This window comes from Pseudonocardia abyssalis, from assembly GCF_019263705.2.
Classification (GTDB): domain Bacteria; phylum Actinomycetota; class Actinomycetes; order Mycobacteriales; family Pseudonocardiaceae; genus Pseudonocardia; species Pseudonocardia abyssalis.
The window spans coordinates 3009603-3030191 of record NZ_JADQDK010000001.1; the positions used below are offsets into that span (position 1 = coordinate 3009603).

Here is a 20589-nt window from a genome sequence, read left to right on the forward strand (position 1 = left end):
CGTCACCTCCGACGGGACCGGGGTGCGGGACGACGTGTCCCGCACCCCGGTGACCGGACTACGCGCGCGGCTTCTCGCGCAGCTCGTAGGTCTCGATCATGTCGCCGTCCTTGACGTCGTTGAAGCTGCCGAGCGTCAGACCGCACTCGAAGCCCTCGCGGACCTCGACCACGTCGTCCTTGACCCGGCGCAACGAGTTGACGGTGAGGTTCTCCGCCACCACGACGCTGTCGCGCAGCAACCGCGCCTTGGCGTTGCGGCGGATGATCCCGTCCATCACCAGGCAACCGGCGATCGAGCCGAAGCGCGAGGAACGGAAGACCTGGCGGACCTCCGCGTGGCCGAGGACGGCCTCCTCGTACTCGGGCTTGAGCAGCCCCTTGAGGGCCTGCTCGATCTCGTCGATCGCCTGGTAGATCACGGAGTAGTACCGGATCTCCACGCCCTCGCGGTTGGCCAGCTCGGTCGCCTTGCCCTCGGCCCGGACGTTGAAGCCCAGGACGATGACGTTGTCGGCGATGGCGAGGTTGACGTCGCCCTCGGTGATGCCACCGACGCCGCGGTGGATCACCCGCAGCTCGACGTCGTCACCGACCTCGATCTTCATGAGCGCGTCCTCGAGAGCCTCGACGGTTCCGGAGTTGTCGCCCTTGATGATCAGGTTGAGCTGGTTGGTCTCCTTCAGCGCGGCGTCGAGGTCCTCGAGCGACACGCGCTTGCGACGGCTCGCCAGCTCGGCGTTGCGCTCGCGCGCCCGCCGGCGGTCGGCGATCTGCCGGGCCACGCGGTCCTCGTCGACGACGAGGAACGTGTCGCCCGCACCGGGCACCGAGGTGAAGCCGACCACCGCGACGGGGCGCGACGGGTAGGCCTCGACGATGTCCTCGCCGTGCTCGTCGAACATCCGCCGGACGCGCCCGGAGGCGTCGCCCGCGACGATCGAGTCGCCGACGCGCAGCGTGCCGCGCTGCACCAGGACCGTGGCCACCGGACCGCGACCGCGGTCGAGGTGGGCCTCGATCGCGACGCCCTGGGCCTCCATGTTCGGGTTGGCCCGCAGGTCGAGCGCGGCGTCCGCGGTGAGCAGGATCGCCTCGAGCAGGGCGTCGATGTTGGTGCCCTGCTTGGCGGAGATGTCGACGAACATCGTGTCGCCGCCGTACTCCTCGGCCACGAGGTTGTACTCGGTGAGCTGCTGCCGGATCTTGTCCGGGTTCGCGCCCTCCTTGTCGATCTTGTTGACCGCCACGACCACCGGCACGTCGGCCGCCTGGGCGTGGTTGATCGCCTCCACCGTCTGCGGCATGACGCCGTCGTCGGCGGCGACCACGATCACCGCGATGTCCGTGGACTTCGCGCCTCGGGCACGCATGGCGGTGAACGCCTCGTGACCCGGGGTGTCGATGAAGGTGATCGGGCGCTCGTAGCCCTCCAGCTCGCTCATGACCTGGTAGGCGCCGATGTGCTGGGTGATGCCACCGGCCTCCCCGCCCATCACGTTCGCCTTGCGGATCGTGTCGAGCAGGCGCGTCTTTCCGTGGTCGACGTGACCCATGACGGTGACGACCGGCGGCCGGACGACCAGGTCGTCCTCGCCGCCCGCGTCCTCGCCGTAGGAGATGGAGAAGCTGTCGAGCAGCTCGCGGTCCTCCTCCTCGGGGCTGACGACCTGCACGACGTAGTTCATCTCGCTGCCGAGCAGCTCGAGGATCTCGTCGGACACCGACTGCGTGTTGGTGACCATCTCACCGAGGTGGAACAGCACCTGCACGAGCGACGCCGGGTTGGCGCCGATCTTGTCGGCGAAGTCGGTCAGCGACGCGCCGCGGGCGAGCTTGATCGTCTCGCCGTTGCCCCGGGGCAGGCGGACGCCGCCGGCCGACGGGGCCTGCATCGACTCGAACTCCTGGCGCTTCGCGCGCTTGGACTTGCGGCCCTTGCGCACCGGCCCACCGGGACGGCCGAACGCGCCCGCGGCACCGCCGCGACCGCGCGGGCCACCGGGACGGCCACCGCCGCCACCGGGACCACCGCGGAAGCCACCGCCGGCAGGAGCGCCACCGGGACCGCCGGGACCGCCGCCACCGGGACGGAAACCGCCACCGCCACCGCCGGGACGACCACCGGGACCGCCCGGACGACCGCCGGGACCGCCGGGACGACCACCGGGCCCACCGGGACCACCGCGGCCACCGGGAGCGGGACGCCCACCGGCCGGACGCGCCGGCATCATGCCGGGGTTCGGGCGCGGGGGCATGTTGCCCGGGTTGGGGGGACGCGGTCCACCGGGACGGGGACCGGCCGGACGAGGACCGCCCTGGCCGGGACCACCGGGACGCGGGGCGCCCTGGCCGGGAGCCGGCCGGTCACCCTGCGCGGGCGGACCCGCCGGAGCGCTGCCACCGGGCTGCGCGGGCGGGCCGGGACGCGGCGCGGGAGCGCGGGGCGGGGCCCCGGACCCGACGCCGAACGGGTTGTTGCCGACGCGCGGCGTGCGCGGACCCGGACGCGGGCCGGACGGCTTCGGCGGGACGACGGCGGAACCGGCGTCGGCCGCGGCCGGCTGCTGCTCGGGACACGACTGCTCCGGCCGCCCCTGCTCGGGACGTGCCTGCTCGGGACGTGCCTGCTCGGGACGTGCCTGCGGGCCGGGACGGGCCGCCGGCGGGGCCGGGGCGCGCTCCGCGACCGCCGGCTCGGAACGGATCCGCTCGGGCGTCGCCGCCGGGCCCGGACGGGGTCCGGGACGCGGGCCGCTGCCACCGGGAGCACCGCCACCGGGGGTGGCGGGACGCGGCGTCGGGGCCTCGGTGCGCTCGGCCGCCGGACGTGCCGGAGCGGCCGGGGCCGCGGGCTCGGCGGGCGCCGCCGGGGCGGACGGTCCGGGACGCGGGCCGGGACGGGGTCCGGGCACGCCACCGGAACGGGGCGGGCCGGGAACGGCGGACGGGGCGGACGGGCCGCCGCGGGGGCGACCCCCGCCACTGCCGCCGGACACGGACTCCCGCAACTTGCGGGCGACCGGCGCCTCGACGGTGGAGGACGGCGACTTCACGTACTCGCCGAGGTCCTGCAGCTTGCTGAGGACCTGCTTGCTGGAGATGCCGAGCTCTTTCGCGAGCTCGTGCACACGGGCCTTGCCTGCCACTGCACTCCTTGTTACTCGGAGGCCGGCGGCTGGTCCCGCTCGACCTCGAACCTAGTGTCGAAGCACGTTCATGGTGCGATCTTCACGACTGGCTCATGACGGGTCGACCTTGCTCTCCTCGATGACGGATCCGGGTGTGTCCCGAACCCCAGACTTCTCCGTCCCGGCACGGTCGAGATGTGCCCGGACCCCAGTGGTGTCCAGCTTTCCCGGGACGCGCAGCGCCCGCGGGAACGCCGAGCGCCGCTCGGCGCGGTGGAGGCACTCCGGGTCGAGGTGCAGCCAGGCACCTCGGCCGGGGAACCGTCGACGTGGGTCCGGGGTGAGAACCCCGTCCACCACGACGACCCGCAGCAGATCGTCGGTCTCGGCCCGTGACCGGCATCCGATGCACGTGCGCACAGGGACTTTCGTCGGAGTGCGTCGTACGGGAGCCGGGCCCGGATCGTGGACCGTTGCTGAGTGTAGCCCACACCCCGGGGGGTGGGCGCCACGACGGGAGGCGATCAGCCGACCGCCTCCGACTCCGACTCCGACGACGCCTTCGGTGCGTCGCCCGTCCCGCGCGGGTCGGCGTCGCTGCGGATGTCGATGCGCCACCCGGTGAGACGGGCCGCCAGCCGGGCGTTCTGCCCCTCCTTGCCGATGGCGAGGGAGAGCTGGAAGTCCGGCACGACGACCCGCGCCGAGCGCGTGGCGGCGTCGATCACGGTGACCGACACCACCTTCGACGGGGACAGGGCGTTGCCGACGAACGTGGCGGGGTCCTCGTCCCAGTCGATGATGTCGATCTTCTCGCCGGCGAGCTCGCTCATCACGCCGCGGACGCGCTGCCCCATCGGGCCGATGCAGCTGCCCTTCGGGTTGACCCCGGCGACGGTCGAGCGCACCGCGATCTTGGAGCGGTGTCCGGCCTCGCGGGCCACGGCGACGATCTCCACCGTGCCGTCGACCAGCTCGGGGACCTCGAACGCGAACAGCTTGCGGACGAGGTTCGGGTGCGTGCGGCTCAGCGTGATCTGGGTGCCGCGCATCCCGCGCGTCACACCGACGACGTAGCAGCGGATCCGCTCGCCGTGCGCGTAGGTCTCCCCCGGCACCTGCTCCGCCGCGGGCAGCACGCCCTCGGTCTGTCCGCCCAGGGAGACGATGACGACGCCGCGGGCGTTGGCGCGGGCGTCGCGCTGCACGATGCCCGCGACGATCTCGCCCTCCTTCGTGGCGAACTCCCCGTAGGTGCGCTCGTGCTCGGCGTCGCGCAGCCGCTGCAGGATGACCTGTCGCGCGGTGGTGGCGGCGATCCGGCCGAAGCCCTCGGGGGTGTCGTCCCACTCGCGGTCGACGACCCCGCCCTCGCCCAGCTCCTGCGCCATCACCCGGACCAGGCCGGACTTGCGGTCGATGTCGACGTGGGCGTGCGCCTCGTGGCCGTCGGTGTGCTTGTAGGCGGTGAGCAGGGCCGTCTCGATGGCCTCGATCACCGTCTCGAACGGGATGTCCTTGTCGCGCTCGATCGCGCGCAGAGCCGCGATGTCGACGTTCATGAATGGTCCTCGTCTTCAGTTGTGTCGAATCCGGTCGTGTCGAGCTCGTCGTCCTCGGCCGCTTCCCCGTCCGCCGGGGCCGCGCCCAGGGCGCTCAGCTCCGCCGCGGGCGGCTTACGGAACTCGACCTGCACCGCCGCGTGCGTCACGTCGGCGTAGCGCAGCTCCCGGACCTTCCCCTCGACCAGGAGCGCGACGGCGTCCTCGCCTGCGTCGCCGACCCGCCCCGCCATGGTGCCACCGTCGGCCAGGCGCACGAGCACCTGACGCAGCCGGTTGCGCCGCCAGTGCCGGGGCAGGGTGAGCGGCCGGTCGACACCCGGGGAGGTGACCTCGAGGGTGTACGAGCCGGGGATCAGGTCCTCGTGCAGCTCCAGTTCCGCCGACGCCGCGCGGGAGACCCGCGCGATCTCGTCGAGGCCCACCCCGGAGTCGGAGTCCACCACCAACCGGACGGTGTGCCGCCTGCCCACGGTGTGCACCTCGAGCTCGTCGAGCACGAATCCCGCAGCGGTGACGACGGGCTCCAGCACGCCGTGCAGCGGAGTGCCCTGCTGCGCGGGGCGGTGGGTGGACATGCGGTCTCCTGCGGTGTCGGTGGGTGCCGCGGCGGTCGGCCGGACGGGCCAGCCAGGGTAGCGCGCCGCACGGGGTGCTCCGGCCACGCGCGCTCCGGCAGCGGGGCCCGCGCGGGTGCCTGGCAGGATGGGCGCCCGTCCCGGACGACGACCGGCGGGACGTCGAGGAGGGGTCGTGCCAGGAGGGCCGTCGCGCCGCCGAGTGCTCGCGGCGCTGGTGCTGGCGCCGGTCGCGCTGTCGCCGCTCGCCGCCGGGTGCGCGGCCGTCGGCCTCGACGACGGGCCCGACCCCCTGATCGCCCTCGCCGACGCGGCCCGCGCCGACGCCCTGCTCGCCGCCGCGGTCGTGGCCGACGACCCCGGCCTCGCAGCCCGTGTCGACCCGCTGCAGGCCGCCCGCACCGCGCACGCCGCCGCCCTCGACGCCGAGGTCGCCCGGCTGGCCGGTGACCCGGAGCCGGGTACCGCCGCCGCGGCACCGGCCCCCGCGGCCCCCGCGGTGGCCGACCTGGCCGCGCTGCGCGCCGCCGTCACGGCGTCGGCCCGGGCCGCGGCCGAGGCGGCGCTGGGCCTGCCCGCCGCGCGCGTCGGGCTCGTCGCGTCGATCTCGGCCTGCTGCGCGACCTACGGGGCGGTGCTCGGATGAGCCAGATCGACGAGGACTCCACCGACGCCCTGCAGGCCGCACTCGCCGCGGAGCACGCCGCGCTGTGGGCCTACGGGCTCGCGGTCGCGTTCCTCGGCCCGCAGAACCGGGCGCAGGCCCGCGACGACGCCGCCGCCCACCGCACGCTGCGGGCCGCGGTCGAGACGACGCTGTCGCAGCTCGGGGCGCGGGCGGTGTCGGCCCAGCCGTCCTACGCCCCGCCGCAACCGGTCGTCGACGCCGCGTCGGCCGCTGCCCTGGCGGTCGTCGCGGAGACCGACGCGCTCGGCGCATGGCGGTCGGTCCTGGAGCGCACCGAGGACCGCCCGCTGCGCGGTGCGGCCCTCGACGCCCTCACCCAGGGCACGCTGCGCTGCGCCCGGTGGCGGGTGGTGGTCGGCAGCCCGCCCGCGATCCCGGACTTCCCGGGCCTCTGACGCACCCGCGAGTCGCTGTTCCCCCGCCCCCGAGTCGCTGTTCCCCCGCCCGCGAGTCGCTGTTCCCCCGCCCGCGAGTCGCCGCTTCCCCGCCCGCGAGTTCCCGCTCAGGCGAGGGCGTCCAGCGCCCGGTCGACGTCGCCCGCGGTGTTGTAGAGGTGGAACGCGAGCCGCGCCGCCCCGGCGCGCGCCGCGCAGGCGACGCCCGCGGCGGCCAGCCGCTCCTGTGCCCCCGGTGTGCGGACCGAGACGATGGCCGAACCGGCCGGCTCCATCCCGAGCCCGGCGCGCAGGGCGTCGGCCAGTCCGGTGCAGTGGGCGTGCACGGCGGCGCGGTCGAGCCCGGCGAGCCACGGCAGCGCGACGGCGGCCCCGACGTGGCTGAGCCAGGCCGGTGAGGTGTCCAGCGCCCGGGCGTCGGCGGCGAGCCGCAGGGGTAGGCCGTAGACGCTGTCCCAGACGTCGGCGCCGGCGAACCAGCCGGCCTGCTCCGGGGGCAGGTCCCAGTCGGGGTGCACCGCGAGCCAGGCCGCCCCGCGCGGGCTGAGCAGCCACTTGTACGCACCGCCGGTGACGGCGTCGGCCCAGCCGAGGTCGGCGTCGAGCCAGCCGGTGGCCTGCGTCGCGTCCAGGACGACGCGGGTGCCCGACGCCCTGGCCGCGCGCAGGGCGTCGAGGTCGACGATCCGGCCGTCCGCGGACTGCACCACCGCGACGGCGACGGCGTCGAACTCCGCGGCCCGCGCGCCGACCTCGTCGAGCGGGACCTCGGTCAGGTCGTGGCCGCGTGCCGCGAACGGCCAGGTGACGCTCGTGAACTCCCCGGCGGCGACGAGCACCCGCGACGGCCGGGGCAGGGCGGCGGCCACCAGCGAGACGAGCCCGGACACCGTCGCCCCGAGCGCGACCCGCCCGACCGGCACGCCCACCAGCCGCGCCCACGCCTCGCGGGCGGTGGCGACGGGCGCGTCGAAGTCGCCGGGCCGCGCGGCGCCGGTGCGCCAGCTGTGCACCGACGCGGCCACCGCGTCGGCGACCTCCACCGACGGCACCCCGATGCTCGCGGTGTTGAGGTAGGAGTCCGGCACGTCGAAGAGGCGATCGAAGGCGCTGCGCACCCCCCGACGCTAGTGCGACGCTGGGGCCATGCGCAGTGAAGTGATCCAGATCCGGACCGGTTCCCGCGAGACCGTCGTCGACCTGACCGCCGAGATCGACGCCTTCCTCGCCTCCGGCGACGGCGGCGACGGGCTGTTGAGCGTGTGGGTGCCGCACGCCACGGCGGGGATCGCGGTGATCGAGACCGGAGCGGGCAGCGACACCGACCTGCTCACCGCCCTGCGCGACATCCTCCCCTCCGACGACCGGTGGGGGCACCGCCACGGCAGCGCCGGGCACGGGCGCGACCACGTGCTGCCCGGCATCGTCGCCCCGTCGATGACGGTCCCGGTGCTCGACGGGCGGCCGATGCTGGGCACGTGGCAGTCGGTCTGCCTCGTCGACACGAACCGCGACAACCCCGTCCGCTCGGTGCGCCTGTCGTTCCTCGCGGGCTGACCAGCACCGGTGGGCCGAACGGCGGTGTCCTAGAGTCGCGAACCGTGACGACGCCGCAGGGGGGCTCGCCGGACGACGGTCCGGACGCGACGGACGACCGGGCCGCCGCGCCCGATCCGGACGTCACGTCGTTCGCGACACCGCCGAAGGACCCGCCGTTCCCCGCCCCGGGTCGGGGCTGGTCCGAGGAGGGTGCCCCCGTCGACCCCGCCCCGGCAGGTCCGGCCGCGGGCCGGCCGCATCCGGCCGACCCGACCCTCGCAGGCGGATGGAGCCCGACGGGCGCACCGGACCGGGCGGCCTCGCCGTGGTCGAACCCGGCGGTCCGGAACCCGGGACCGCACTACCCGGCCCAGCAGAATCCGGCCCAGCAGAATCCGGCTGCCGCCCCGGAGACCCGCCTCGGTTGGTCCGCCCCGCCCCCGCCGCCCGGCGGTCCGCCCGGCTGGGGCCCGGAGCAGCAGTGGGGCCCCGGCCCGGCGCCGGGAGCGCCGCCCCAGCCGGGATGGCCGACGGGCCGGCAGCCGGGCGCCCCCGCGTGGGGCTCCGACCGGCCGGGCTGGGACACCGGCCAGCAGGCCTGGGGGCCCCCGACGCAGGTCGGGGCGCCGTGGGCCCCGGGGCAGCAGGTGTGGGGTGGTCCGGGATGGGGCCCGCCGGCTCCCCCGCCGCCGCGGCGCGGCCGGCTGGTCACGCTGATCGCGGTCGGGGTGTTCCTGCTCGCCGCACTGGGAGTCGGCGGCTACTTCCTCATCGACCTCACGTCGTCGGGTGGGGCGACCGTCCCCGCCGACTTCCGGAGGATCACCACCTCCACCCTCACCTACGCGGTCCCGCCGGACTGGTCGGACTCCCCGGACGCCGGTTCGGTCCTCGGCGCCCCGCTGGAGGGCCGGGCCGACGCCCCCGGGTACCTGTGCGGCGAGAACCAGTACTTCCGCGGCATCATCGCCAGCTCGTTCGTCCCGGGTGAGCGGCCCGCCGACGCGGTGGCGACGGCGTTCGCGCGCGAGACCGGATCGTCGTACTACCGCTCCTCCGACGGCGGCACCCCCGACGTCCAGGTCTCCGCACCCCGCCCGTTCGAGGCCGGCGGAGTGCCGGGACAGCTCGTCGAGGCCACCTCCCGCACGCCCACCGACGACGGCTGCCTGGCCACCGCGGGCACGGTGCTGCTGCTCGCGCTGCCGACGACCGGACCCGACGGCTCGCCCGGCACCGCCGTCCTGATCGTCAACGGCGACACCGCGGGGGGGCCGGCCGACGCTCCCCCGCTCGCCGACCGCGCCACCCTGGACGCCGTGCTGGCGAGCGCGCGGCTGCCCACGATCTGACCCCGAGACGGGCGTCCCGCACCGGGACCGTCGATACTCGACCCCACCGACGAGGGGAGCGGAGGGTCGTGGCGGAGATGTTCGGGCCGTATCGGCTCGACGGGCTGCTCGGGAGCGGCGGGATGGGCGAGGTCCATCGCGCGTACCACGTCGAGCAGGACCGCACGGTCGCCCTGAAGCTCCTGCACGCCGATCTGGGCGAGGACGCGGAGTTCCGGCAGCGGTTCCTGCGCGAGTCGCGGGTGACGGCCCGGCTGACCGACCCGCACGTCATCCCCATCCACAACTGGGGCGACATCGACGGCCGGCTCTACCTGGACATGCGCCTGGTCGAGGGGGAGGACCTCGCGGAGCTGCTCGAGCGGTCCGGGCGGCTTTCGCCCGCTCGGGCGGTCGCGGTGCTCTCGCAGGTCGCGCGTGCGCTCGACAGTGCGCACCGGTCCGGGTTGATCCACCGCGACGTCAAGCCGTCGAACGTGCTCCTCGCGGCGAACGAGGACGGCGACGACTTCGCCTACCTCGTCGACTTCGGCATCGCCAGGTCCCTGAGCAGCGACACGACCGGAGCCGGGATCACCCGCGCGGGCACCGCCGTCGGCACGCTGGACTACATGGCGCCCGAGCGGTTCCTGGAGCAGCCGGTCGACGGGCGGGCCGACGTCTACGCGCTGGCGTGCGTGCTGCACGAGTGCCTGACCGGGGAGAAGCCGTTCCCGGTCGAGGGGCTGCCCGCCCTGATGCGGGCGCACCTGCGCACGCCGCCGCCGCGCCCGTCGCAGCTCCGGGTGGCCGCGCCCGCGACGATCGACGACGTCGTCGCGCGCGGCATGGCCAAGGACCCGGCGCAGCGGTTCCCGACGGCGGGGGCGCTCGCGGTGGCTGCGCGCAAGGCCCTCGACGGGTCGGTGACGGTCGCCGGGATCGCCCGCCCCGAACCGCCCCGCCCGGAACCGCCCCGCCCCGTCGCCCCCGACCAGCCGACGATCGTGCCGGGTGGGCCGACCGGGCTCCCCGCCGACCACGCCCAGCTCATCGACCGCGCCGCGCTGGAGCGCGCGGCCCGCCGGGCCCGGGCGGAGCAGCCCCGACCCGCCCGGCCCGACCGGCCCCCACCGCTCCGCTCCCCCGAGCGGCAGGCCCCGTCCCCTCGGCCGGGACCGGCGTGGGGCCCGGGGGCCACCACCCCGCTGGGGAACGACCGCGTCGACCCGATGACGCCCCACCGGCGCGCGGCGACGTCGCACGTCCCGCTGCCCGCGTTCCGCCCGCCCCCCGCACCCGCCCCGCGCCGGTCGCCGTGGCCGTTCGTGGCGGGCGGGCTGGTGCTGGTGGCGGCGGTCGTGGCCGCGGTACTGCTGCTCCCCCGCGCCGCCGGCACGCAGCCGTCCCCTCCCCACGACCTGACGCTCGCGCAGCAGTCGTTGCTCGCCGTGCTGCCGATCGGTTTCTCCGCCGCGGACTGCGCGCCCGCCCCCGAGCGCGAGAACCCGGCCGTCGACGCCGCCCTGAGCTGCACGAACGGACCCGCGAACGGGCCGGGCACGGCGACGTTCCTGCACTACGTCGACCTCGAGCGGCTCGCGGCCGACCACGCGGCCGACGCCGCCACCCGCGCACTCCCCGAGGGAGACATCACCGGCTGCCGCGACGGGAGCGCCACGACCGGGAGCTGGACGCGCAACCGCGAGACCGGCGCGCTCGCCTGCTACGCCGAGGCCGCGACCGGCACGACGATCGACTGGACCGACCCCCGCAACCGCACCCGCGCCGTCGTCACCCGGTCCGACGGCGACGCCGCCGTCCTCTACGACTGGTGGTCCTTCGGTGGGTTCCTCTGAGTCCCGGCGACGATCGCAGCACCCCGCGCACGCCGTGCGCCGTCCCGAACACCTGCCCCGCCGTCACGCCGGCGAGTGCGGCCGGCCCCGCGACAACGGGTAGCCGACGATGGTCAGCGCGTAGATCCGCACGCGGATCCCGATCGCGCGGGCGAGTGCGGCCGCACAACCTGCCTGCGGGCCCGGTTCACGCGGGCAGACCCGCCAGCCGGTCGGCGACCTGCTCGGCGGTGCCCAGCCGTGCCGACCCGTCGGCGAGGCACGCCCGCACGAGGTCGGCGTCGGCGGGTGCGAGCCCCGGGTGCACGACCGGCTGCCCGGAGAGGACCTTGCGGATCGCCAGCAGCGGCTGGGTGTCGGGCAGGTCGCCGAACAGGCCGGTGCCGGCCAGCGCGCGGTGGATCGTGGCACCGAGCGCCCACACCTCGGTGCGGCGCGACGGGCGGGCGCCGGCGAGCAGGTCGGGGTCGGTGAACTCGACGGAGCTCGCGCGGCCCATCCCCGTCAGCGTCGTGCCGGGGCTGAGGTGCCGCGCGAGGCCGAGGTCGGAGAGCCGTCCGCCGACCGGCGGTGCGCCCGCATCACCGGCGAGCAGGACGTTGGCCGGCTTGACGTCGCCGTGGGCGAGCCCGGCCTCGTGCAGCGCGTGCGCGGCGCGGGCGGCGTGCTCGAGCGCGAGCAGCGTCGTGGTGCGGTCGGTCGCACCGGCGGCGAGCGAACCGAGCGGGAAGTACTCCATCGCGTAGACGAAGCTGTCCTCCAGCACGGCGTCGAACACGCGCACGAGGTACGGCGAGCGCACCGCGGCGAACGCCCGGAGCTCCCGGACTCCGCGCTCGTAGGCCTGCTCCCCCACCCGGTCGCCGAACACCTTGAGCGCCACGAACTCCTCGGCGAGCCCGAGCCGAGCGGGCGGGCGGGCGAGGTAGTAGCGGCCGTGGTTGCCCTCACCGAGCAGCCGCACGATCTCGTAGTCGGCCACCGCGGAGGGGGCCGTCAGCGCAGCGTCCACGCCGCTCCTCGCCTGCTCGTCACGCCGGGTGGGCTCCCGGCCGGTGGCCGATAACATACGCGCGCCTCGAGGGAGGGCGCCCGGATGGACATGAAGCACGTGATCGCCTACGTCCTGCTGGACGTCGCGATCGTGGTGGTCGCGGCCCGGCTGACGGGCCGGCTGTTCCGGCGGTTCGGACAGCCCGCGGTGATCGGCGAGATCGTCGCGGGCGTCGCGCTGGGGCCGACGCTGCTGGGCGCGTTCCCCGGCGACCTCGACCAGCTGCTGTTCCCGCCCGACGTCCGCCCGTTCCTGTCCGTGATCGCGCAGCTCGGGCTCGCGCTGTTCATGTTCATCGTGGGGCTCGAGGTCGACCTCTCACTGATCCGCGGGCGACGCAGGGCGGCCGGTGCGGTCGCGGCCGGATCGGTCGTGCTGCCCTTCGCGCTCGGTGCCGGGGTCGCGGTGGTGCTGTACCCGTTCCACTCCGTCGCGGGCGGCGAGACGGTGTCGCCACTGGCGTTCGTGCTGTTCATGGGCGTGGCGATGTCGATCACCGCACTGCCGGTGCTCGCACGCATCCTCACCGAGCGGGGCATGCAACGGACGCCGATCGGGGTGCTGGCGCTGGCCTGCGCGGCGATCGACGACGTGATCGGCTGGACGCTGCTCGCCGTCGTCGTCGCGGTGGCGGCCGGGGGCAGTGCGGGCGGTGCGCTGGTGATCATGGGCTGGACGCTGCTGTTCGCCCTCGTCATGTTCTTCGGGGTCCGCCCGCTGCTCGCCCGGCTGGTCACGTGGCACGCGCGGGCCGGCAGGCTGACGCCCGACATCCTCGCGATCGTCCTCGCCGGGCTGCTCGCGTCGGCGTGGATCACCGAGATCATCGGCGTGCACGCGATCTTCGGGGCGTTCCTGTTCGGCGCGGTCATGCCGCGCCGCGAGGCCGCCGCGCTGACGCGGGAGATCCTGGAGCGCCTCGAGCAGGTCAGCCTGCTCCTGCTGCTGCCGGTGTTCTTCGTCGTCGCCGGGCTGCAGGTCGACGTCGGCGCGATCGGCCTCGGCGGGATCTGGCAGCTCGCACTGATCCTGGTCGCGGCGATCGCCGGCAAGTTCCTCGGCGCGGCGGTGGCGGCGCGGGCGCAGGGGATGCCGCGGCGGCAGTCGACCGCGCTGGGGCTGCTGATGAACACCCGCGGGCTCACCGAGATCGTGATCCTTCAGGTCGGGCTGCAGCTCGGGGTGCTCGGTCCCGCGATGTTCACGCTCATGGTGATCATGGCGCTGGTGACGACGGCGATGACCGGACCGCTCATGACGATCGTCTACCCGGACCGGGTGCTGGCCCGCGAGCTGGCGGCCGCCGAGCGGGCCGAGCTGGGCGAGGTCGACGCGTTCACGGTGCTCGCCGTCGTCGACGACCCGGTGGACGGGCGGCGGGTCGCCGAGCTCGCCCGCGACCTGACCGGCCGCCAGCACCCCGCCCGCGTCGTCCTGTGCCGGCTCCTGCCCGCCCAGGTCGAGCTGGAGGTGGCGAGCGGGCTGGGCGCCGAGCTGGGGATGATCGCCGCGGCCGGTGACGAGCTGCGCGTACTGGCCGCCGAGCTCGAGGCGTGCGGCACGCCCGCGTCGGTCGTCGCCCGCTTCGGCACCGACCCCGCCGCGCTCGCCGGCACCCTCGACGCCGACCTCGTGCTGCTCACCGGCGACGCGGACGTCGCGGTCGCGGCACTGGCCGCGGTGCCGGAGACCACGGTGGTCGTGGCCCGGTTCGGGACCGGGGAGGCCACGGGCACACCACTGGCCCTCGTCGACGGGGCCGCGGGCGGGCGCGCCGTCCTGCGGGTCGCCGCGCACCTGGCCCTGCGCACCTCCGACGAGGTGGCGGTCGACTCGGCCGACGGGCGCGGCGGCACGCGCCGGACCGGGGCGGCCGCCGACGCCCTGACCCGCCGCGGCATCACCGCCCGGCCCGCGCGGGCCGGCGAGATCGCGGACGCGTCGGTGGTGGTGCTCCCGGACTCCGCCGACCTCCCCGTCGACCTCGGGGAGCGGGCGGTGGTGCTGCGGGTGCGTGCGTCGGGGGCGGACGTGGACGACGACCTGGACCAGTCACTGGCCCGGATCACGGTCGCCCCCACCGCCCCGACCCCCTGACCGGAGGTGTGCCGCCGTGGCCCGGCGAGTTGGCCGATGGAGCCCGGCGAGTTCGCCGCGGCCGTCCGGCGAGTTCGCCGCGGCCGGCCGGGAGTTCGCCGTTGCCGTCCGTCTGCGTTGCCGGGCGGCGGGTCCGTCGTGGTCCCGTCCACTACGGGTCAGGACGCCAGCCGGACGAGCACAGCACCAGCACCTCGCTGACGCGCTCGACACCGTCGCCGCAGCCACCAGCACCGCCCCGGAATCCGACCTGATCTCGCTGCTGACCCTCTGCGAGGGTGTCACGCGGCGGTTCGAGGCGATCTCCACCGCCGCCGTCGCCGTCGTCGACAACCAGGGCACGTTCCTCACCCGCGGCTACCCGAGCACCGCCGCCGCACTGTCGGACCTGTTGTCCTGGGAGCACCGTGACGCCCGCCGGTTCGTCGCCGCCGCCACCGACGTCCACGCCCGCACCACCCTGAGCGGGGCACAGGGCTGCGACACGTCGAAGTCATCGACCGCGTCCTGAACACCCGCGCCGCCGGACGACTCCCCACGCAGACGTGGGCCGCCGCAGTGACCCAGCTCGCCGAGTACGCCCAGCACGCCAAGCCCGGACAGCTGCTACTGGCTCGTCCGCATCCGCGACGGCCTACCCGAGTTCGTCCCACCGAAGTGGATCGACCCGACGCAGAAGCCACGCCGCACGGTGCTCCCGCTCCTCGTGGCGTGCGGCTCAGCGCACCCCGGACGGCGACTCGAAGACGAACGTGCGCCCGCCCAGCCGCACGCGCATGCCCGGTTCCAGGCGGCGGGACCGGCCGGGTGGGACCGGGGTCCAGGCCGGGTCGCCCGGGGAGGCGACGAACGTGCCGTTGCGCGAACCCGAGTCGACGAGCACGACGTCCCAGTTGTCCACACGCACCTCGGCGTGCACGCGGGACACCGCACCGGAGCGGTCCTCGACGACGATCGAGCGCAGCGCGCCGGAGCGGACCCGGTCGTCGGACTCGGGCATGCGGCCGACGAGGTACTCGGCGTCGACGGTGTAGGTGGCGCCGTCGTCGAACACGAGCAGGCCGAGAGGGGGCCGGGAGCCGATGACCAGTACGCCGGTGCGCTCGTTCATCCGGATCCCGCACAGGACACAGAAGTGCGAGCGCGGGTCGTTGAGGTGCCCGCGCGAGCACAGGTGGCCCCGCGCCTCGCCCGGCCTCGGTCCGGTGGGGGCCGCGGTGGCCGGACCACCGGACAGCGACCGGGTGCCGGTGCCGACCGGTTCGCCCGCCTCCAGCGGTGGGCGCGGCGGCTCCGCGGGTGACACGCCGAGGATCGCCTCGGCGCGGCGCGGGGCCGACAGCACCTGGGGGAGCCGGCTGGTGCCGTCCCGGCCCCCGCCTCCCGGACCCGACGCCACGGCGGTCGCCGGCTGGGCCTCCCGGCCCTGCGCAGCGCCCGCGTCCGGGCCCGGACGCGACCCCGAACCGGGGGCCGGCGCCGTGGCCGGACCCGGCGGCGACGCGGCGACCGGCACGGCGACGGAGCCCGGCGCAGCCGCCGAACCCACCCCCGCCGTCGAACCCATCCCCGCGGCCGAACCCGCGCCGGCCGCAGAGCCCGGCCCGGCAGAACCGTCCGAGCCGGCCGAGCGGCCAGGCGCAGCACCGGACGGTCCCTTCCCGAGCGCGACGGGTGGCCAGGAGGGGGCCGGCTCCGCGGCCTCCACGACCGGTGCGGCGGCGGGCGGGGTGGGTATCGCGTTCGCGGGGTCGGTGCCCGCATCCACCGCATCCATCCCGATCAGCGTGGGCTGAGCGTTGATGCTCCGCGGCGGGTCGTCCGGAGCGACGGATGCGGCGGTGAGGGCCGCCAGCTGCACTCCCCCACCCGCGACGACACCGTCGCGCAGGTCGAGCAGCACCGCGTGCGGGGCGGGACCGGCGCCGGACAGCGCCAGGCGCACCGGGCCGGGCGGGACGAGCCGGTCGGTCCACGCGGCGGCGTCGGCGCCGGACAGCGCCACGTCGCCGACCTGGGCGCCGACCGCACCGGAGAGGAACACCGCGCACATCTCCCCCGCCCCCGCGACGGTGCCGAAGACGAGACCCTCGGGCGGGGCGTCGGGGCCGCCGAGCCACCCGGCGAGTCGACGGGCGAGCGCGCGGCCGGGCTCGGGTCCGGCCACCGCGCGGCAGTGCGACAGCAGGCGGGCGAGCGGCTCGGGGTCCGGGCAGCGCGCGACGCAGAGGATCCCCGGCAGGCGCGCGACCAGGCCGTCGCCCGCCAGCACGACGGCGCGCCCGCCGTCGACAGCGGCGTTCACCTCAGATCAACCTCCCACCCCGGAACCGCCAGTGGACGAACGGCACCCGCATCGGCCCGTTCACCACGACCCACACGATGATCCACGTGCTGAGGAACTGTACGAGGAACGCCCCGAACGGCACCTCGCGCGGCAGGCCGGGCACGGCGCCCACGGAGATCAGCAGCCACAGCAGCGCACCCTCGTTGATCGCCGTGAGCAGCCCGAACAGCGTCGGCCAGTCCTTCTCCCAGCGGAACTGCTGGACGAGGTGGTAGATCAGCTCCCAGCCGACGCCGAGCACGATCACGGCGAGCAGCACGACGAACGTGGCGGCGTACGGCTGGCCGATCAGCGGGCTGATCACCAGCGTCCACAGCCCGCCGATCACGAGCAGCACGAACACGCGGGTCTGGATCCGACCGTTCAGCGTGGGCAGCACGTCGACCCCTCAGATCTTCCGGCCGCGGGCCCACATCCACCACTGGCGGGTGGAGCGGACGGGACCGAGTCGGGCGCAGAAGCCGAGCTTCTCCAGGTCGTCGGCGATCTCCTGCGCCGCGATCTGCAGCCCCAGGAACGTGTCGACGCCCGGGAAGTAGCCGCCGTTGGTGGCACTGCCGGAGGCGTACATGCGGCCCGGCTCACTGCGCGTGCCGCGGATCTCGAACGAGCGCTCGACGTCGAGGCGGCCCAGTGGGTTGCGGCCGGCCCCGCCGTGGTCGAGCAGGTCGGCCAGCACGCGGTGCTCGCGGATGTCGGCCTCCAGCCCCGTGCAGTCGATGACGGCGGTGACCTGCACGTTCCGCGGCCCCTCCGGCGTCGACAGCGCGGCGTGGACGGTGCCGGACGGACCCGGCGTCAGACCCGTGATCTCACCCTGGAACGCGTGGTACCAGCGCTCGCGACGGCCGCGGCTCTGCTGCTCGCGCCAGTTGCGGCGGATCGGGGTGTTGGTGCCGCCGAACTGCTTGTAGAGGTCGGCCCGGTCCTGGCCCTCCAGCTTGCGCACGCGCGCCTTGAGCTGCCCGCCCCACACCGACTTCGGGTAGTTGAAGCCCTGGTAGGCCCAGCCGTCGCCGCCGCGGCGGCGCATCCAGACGTGCGGGCCGTGCGCCCCGGTCACGAACGTGCGGAACACGTGCAGGATCTGCGTCTGCAGCCCGCGGGCGTCGCGGTCGTCGATCAGGCGCTGCAGCACCCGCGACGCGACGATCCCGCCACCGCGCACCAGCACCGTGCCCGGGGCGGCGTGCAGGCGCTGGTAGATCTGCTCGTGCGGCTCGTAGGCGTTGACGACGCTGCCGAAGTCGCGGTGGCGCTCGCGGTACTCCATGAGGTCGGGCAGGAACTTCAGTCCCGGGTAGCCGACGGCGACGTGCACGTACCGGCTGCGGTAGGCCACGCGCCGCGTCGGGCTGGCGCCCTCGGCCGGGGTGAGGATCGTGAAGTAGCCACCGCCGACGCGCCGGCGCACCATCCGGACCTGGCCCTTCGCCACCATCGACGGGTAGTCGATGCGGTCGTGCTCGCGCTCCATCGACTCGAACGCCTGCCCGGCCTTCGGGGTGTAGTAGTCGGCGAGGATCGGTTCGACGAGCACGTTCCACAGCGACCGCGGCGACTTCGTGGCCAGCGCCTCGCGCAGCGCGTAGCTGGGGAAGCCCCAGATGTTGTCCGGGCACGACGCCGAGTCGCTGCGCAGCCGCTCGGTGCGCGGGATCTGCGAGACGCGCGTGAGGTACTCGTAGCTCTCCCACGGGCTCTGCAGCTGGGTGAGCACCCGGATCGCCGACGTCGGCACACCACAGATGCGCAGGTAGTCGACCGTGACGAAGGACCCGATGCCGCCGCCGACCGACACGAACGGCACGTCGACGACCGGGATCCCGGCACGCGCGACGGCGTCGTCGGACCACCAGTCGGTGGCGATCAGCTCCGGGGTCAGGTCCCCGGGGCGCACCGCCTCCGGCGTCGGGTCGGCCGCGGCGGCCGGACCGGGCAGCCGGATCGTGTCCTCGCGCATCGCCCGCTCCCACCTCGTCGACCCGCCGGCCGACCCGGCGGACGAGCGGATCACATCCTGCCGTGACCGGGACCGGTCCCCGCTATGGGTGTTACCCATTCGGTGCACCGGAGTGGTAGCACCCGCGACGGGCGCGACGACATGATCGATGATCGACGTGGGTCTATGGTCGCGCTGGACGGACCGGCAGAGGATGGGGAGATCGACGTGCTGGACTCGACGTTCGGGCCGTACCGGATCGAGGCGCTCCTCGGGCGGGGCGGGATGGGTGAGGTGTACCGCGCCCACGACACCGACACCGACCGCACCGTCGCCTTGAAGGTGCTGCCCCCGCACCTGGCGGAGGACCAGGAGTACCAGGAGCGGTTCCGGCGCGAGTGCCGCTCGGCGGCGCGCCTGCGCGAGCCGCACATCGTCCCGATCCACCGCTTCGGCGAGATCGACGGCCGGCTGTACCTGGACATGCGCCTCGTCGAGGGCACCGACCTCGCGACCTGGCTCAAGACGCACGGCCCGATGCCGCCGGTCGCCGCGGTGTCGGTGATCTCGCAGATCGCCGCCGCCCTCGACGCCGCGCACGCCGAGGGGCTGGTGCACCGCGACGTCAAACCGTCCAACGTGCTGCTCGCCGGTGTGCACGGCCCGACCGTCGACCGCGAGGTGTTCGCCTACCTGTTCGACTTCGGTATCGCGCGGGCCCAGGAGGGCGTCGGCGAGGACCCGGCGCTGACCCGGGCGGGCACGATGCCCGGCTCCCTGGCCTACATCGCACCGGAGCGCTTCGCCGGCGTCGAGGGCGACCCGAGGGCCGACGTCTACGCGCTGGCCTGCGTGCTGCACCAGTCGCTCACCGGCCGCCCGCCGTTCGAGGGTGACATGGCGACCCTGATGAACGCGCACCTCAACGCCCCGCCGCCGCGTCCCAGCACCACCCGGCCGGACCTGCCCTCCGGGCTCGACCAGGTCGTCGCCCGCGGCATGGCCAAGGACCCGGCGCAGCGCCCGGCCAGCGCGGGCGCGCTCGCCGCGGCCGCCCGGGCCGAGATCGGCGGCTGGGGCACCGACCCGAACACCTCGGGCGCCACGGTGGCGTTCGGCGGCGCGTCGAAGCCCGACCTGGTCAAGCCGGGTACCGCCGTGATCCCGCCGACGTGGAACGCGCCGTCGAACCCGTCCAACCCGCAGTACCCCTCGAACCCGCAGTACCCCTCGAACCCCGGCAACCCGTGGGGCGCCCAGCAGCCCGCATACGGTGCCCAGCCGGCGTACGGCCAGCAGACCGCGTACGGCCAGCAGCCGGCGTACGGGCAGCAGGGGTACGGCCAGCAGACCGCCTACGGGCAGCCGAACTGGGGCGGCGGGCAGCACCCGTCGAACCCCGCTTACCCGCAGCAGCCGCCGAAGAAGGACCGCACGGCCCTGATCGCGATCTCCGTGGTCGCCGCGCTGGCCCTGATCGGCGGCGCGATCGTGTTCTTCGTGACGACGGGCAACGGCAGCGGCACCACCGCAGCCCCGCCCACGACGAGCTCGGCGCCGACCACGACGCCCCCGACGACCACCGTCGCGCCGACGACGGCCCCGGCGACCCCCGAGACGACGCTGCTGCTCTCCGAGCTGCCGGCCGGGTACTCGGCGTCCAACTGCGAGCCGGACCAGCTCGACGGCACCACGGCGTTCGTCGTCTGCGCCGCCTCACCGTCGACGGGGACCGGGCCGACCAGCGCCACCTTCGCCCGGTACGCCTCGGTGGAGGAGATGAACTCGACGTTCACCGGCCTGGCCGACGCGGAGTCGATCCCCGGCGAGACCGGCACCATCGAGCAGTGCAACGCGGCCGGTGCCTCCAACCGCGCGGTGTTCTCCCGGCAGAGCGGCGCGCTCGGCGGCCAGGTCGCCTGCTTCACCGACCCCGACACCGGCACCGCGTACCTGCTCTGGACCGACGAGGCCGCGCTGGCCATCGGCTACGTGGCGCAGAGCTCGGCCGACGCCGCCGCGCTCTACGCCTGGTGGAACTCGGTCGACTTCGTCGCGGAGCGCTGA

At 75.1% G+C, this 20589-nt stretch carries 17 protein-coding genes; 8 read left to right on the forward strand and 9 right to left on the reverse strand.

Annotation, left to right across the window (positions count from 1 at the left end; genetic code table 11):
- Positions 1-58: 58 nt before the first annotated feature.
- The 4 genes from infB to rimP form a co-directional block, all read right to left on the reverse strand.
- Positions 59-3148 (reverse strand): translation initiation factor IF-2, encoded by a 3090-nt coding sequence (gene infB / locus I4I81_RS14605; RefSeq protein WP_218616103.1) that lies wholly within the window; start codon positions 3146-3148, stop codon positions 59-61.
- 93 nt (positions 3149-3241) lie between these two features.
- A complete protein-coding gene (locus tag I4I81_RS31430) occupies positions 3242-3748 on the reverse strand; it encodes a YlxR family protein (RefSeq protein WP_308187783.1) in 507 nt (168 codons plus the stop codon).
- Positions 3655-4692 (reverse strand): transcription termination factor NusA, encoded by a 1038-nt coding sequence (gene nusA / locus I4I81_RS14615; RefSeq protein WP_218606093.1) that lies wholly within the window; start codon positions 4690-4692, stop codon positions 3655-3657. The genes I4I81_RS31430 and nusA overlap by 94 nt, the downstream gene beginning before the upstream one ends.
- Positions 4689-5270, reverse strand: a complete 582-nt coding sequence (gene rimP, locus I4I81_RS14620; RefSeq protein ID WP_218606092.1) for a ribosome maturation factor RimP — start codon at positions 5268-5270, stop codon at positions 4689-4691. The genes nusA and rimP overlap by 4 nt, the downstream gene beginning before the upstream one ends.
- 175 nt (positions 5271-5445) lie before the next feature.
- On the opposite strand from rimP, the gene I4I81_RS14625 reads away from it, so the two are divergent.
- Both I4I81_RS14625 and I4I81_RS14630 read left to right on the forward strand, forming a co-directional pair.
- Entirely contained in the window at positions 5446-5916 is a 471-nt protein-coding gene (locus I4I81_RS14625) for a hypothetical protein (RefSeq protein WP_218606091.1), read from the forward strand.
- Positions 5913-6353 (forward strand): DUF4439 domain-containing protein, encoded by a 441-nt coding sequence (locus I4I81_RS14630; protein ID WP_218616104.1) that lies wholly within the window; start codon positions 5913-5915, stop codon positions 6351-6353. The genes I4I81_RS14625 and I4I81_RS14630 overlap by 4 nt, the downstream gene beginning before the upstream one ends.
- Before the next feature lie 107 nt (positions 6354-6460).
- Here the strand turns inward: I4I81_RS14630 and I4I81_RS14635 are convergent, their stop codons facing one another.
- Complete coding sequence (locus tag I4I81_RS14635) at positions 6461-7471, reverse strand: aminotransferase class V-fold PLP-dependent enzyme (protein ID WP_218616105.1); 1011 nt, start codon at positions 7469-7471, stop codon at positions 6461-6463.
- A 28-nt stretch (positions 7472-7499) separates the two neighbouring features.
- Between I4I81_RS14635 and I4I81_RS14640 the strand changes: the two genes are divergently transcribed.
- From I4I81_RS14640 to I4I81_RS14650, 3 genes are all read left to right on the forward strand, one after another.
- Positions 7500-7910: a secondary thiamine-phosphate synthase enzyme YjbQ gene (locus tag I4I81_RS14640; protein ID WP_218606413.1), complete on the forward strand. Its 411-nt coding sequence runs from the start codon at positions 7500-7502 to the stop codon at positions 7908-7910.
- A 44-nt stretch (positions 7911-7954) separates the two neighbouring features.
- Entirely contained in the window at positions 7955-9244 is a 1290-nt protein-coding gene (locus I4I81_RS14645; RefSeq protein ID WP_218616106.1) for a DUF8017 domain-containing protein, read from the forward strand.
- Positions 9245-9321: 77 nt separating this feature from the next.
- The gene (locus tag I4I81_RS14650; protein WP_218616569.1) at positions 9322-11082 is read left to right on the forward strand and encodes a serine/threonine-protein kinase; all 1761 of its coding nucleotides are present in this window, start codon (positions 9322-9324) and stop codon (positions 11080-11082) included.
- 187 nt (positions 11083-11269) lie between these two features.
- On the opposite strand, the gene I4I81_RS14655 is transcribed toward I4I81_RS14650, so the two are convergent.
- The gene (locus I4I81_RS14655; protein WP_218601358.1) at positions 11270-12094 is read right to left on the reverse strand and encodes a protein kinase domain-containing protein; all 825 of its coding nucleotides are present in this window, start codon (positions 12092-12094) and stop codon (positions 11270-11272) included.
- 84 nt (positions 12095-12178) lie between these two features.
- Between I4I81_RS14655 and I4I81_RS14660 the strand changes: the two genes are divergently transcribed.
- Together I4I81_RS14660 and I4I81_RS14665 are read left to right on the forward strand one after the other, a co-directional pair.
- Positions 12179-14233, forward strand: coding sequence for a cation:proton antiporter domain-containing protein (locus tag I4I81_RS14660; RefSeq protein WP_225924585.1), 2055 nt, complete (start codon positions 12179-12181; stop codon positions 14231-14233).
- 16 nt (positions 14234-14249) lie between these two features.
- The gene (locus I4I81_RS14665) at positions 14250-14744 is read left to right on the forward strand and encodes a hypothetical protein (protein ID WP_218601357.1); all 495 of its coding nucleotides are present in this window, start codon (positions 14250-14252) and stop codon (positions 14742-14744) included.
- A 207-nt stretch (positions 14745-14951) separates the two neighbouring features.
- On the opposite strand, the gene I4I81_RS14670 is transcribed toward I4I81_RS14665, so the two are convergent.
- Genes I4I81_RS14670 through I4I81_RS14680 form a run of 3 tightly spaced genes read right to left on the reverse strand, consistent with a single transcriptional unit; the run spans position 14952 to position 18543 of the window.
- Positions 14952-16538 carry an FHA domain-containing protein gene (locus I4I81_RS14670; protein ID WP_218616107.1) on the reverse strand — a complete coding sequence of 529 codons (1587 nt, stop codon included), beginning with the start codon at positions 16536-16538 and terminating at the stop codon, positions 14952-14954.
- Between the two features lies 1 nt (position 16539).
- Positions 16540-16959 (reverse strand): hypothetical protein, encoded by a 420-nt coding sequence (locus I4I81_RS14675; RefSeq protein WP_218606211.1) that lies wholly within the window; start codon positions 16957-16959, stop codon positions 16540-16542.
- A gap of 9 nt (positions 16960-16968) precedes the next feature.
- Complete coding sequence (locus I4I81_RS14680; protein WP_218606210.1) at positions 16969-18543, reverse strand: FAD/NAD(P)-binding protein; 1575 nt, start codon at positions 18541-18543, stop codon at positions 16969-16971.
- A gap of 207 nt (positions 18544-18750) precedes the next feature.
- On the opposite strand from I4I81_RS14680, the gene I4I81_RS14685 reads away from it, so the two are divergent.
- Positions 18751-20589, forward strand: coding sequence for a serine/threonine-protein kinase (locus tag I4I81_RS14685; RefSeq protein WP_226363938.1), 1839 nt, complete (start codon positions 18751-18753; stop codon positions 20587-20589).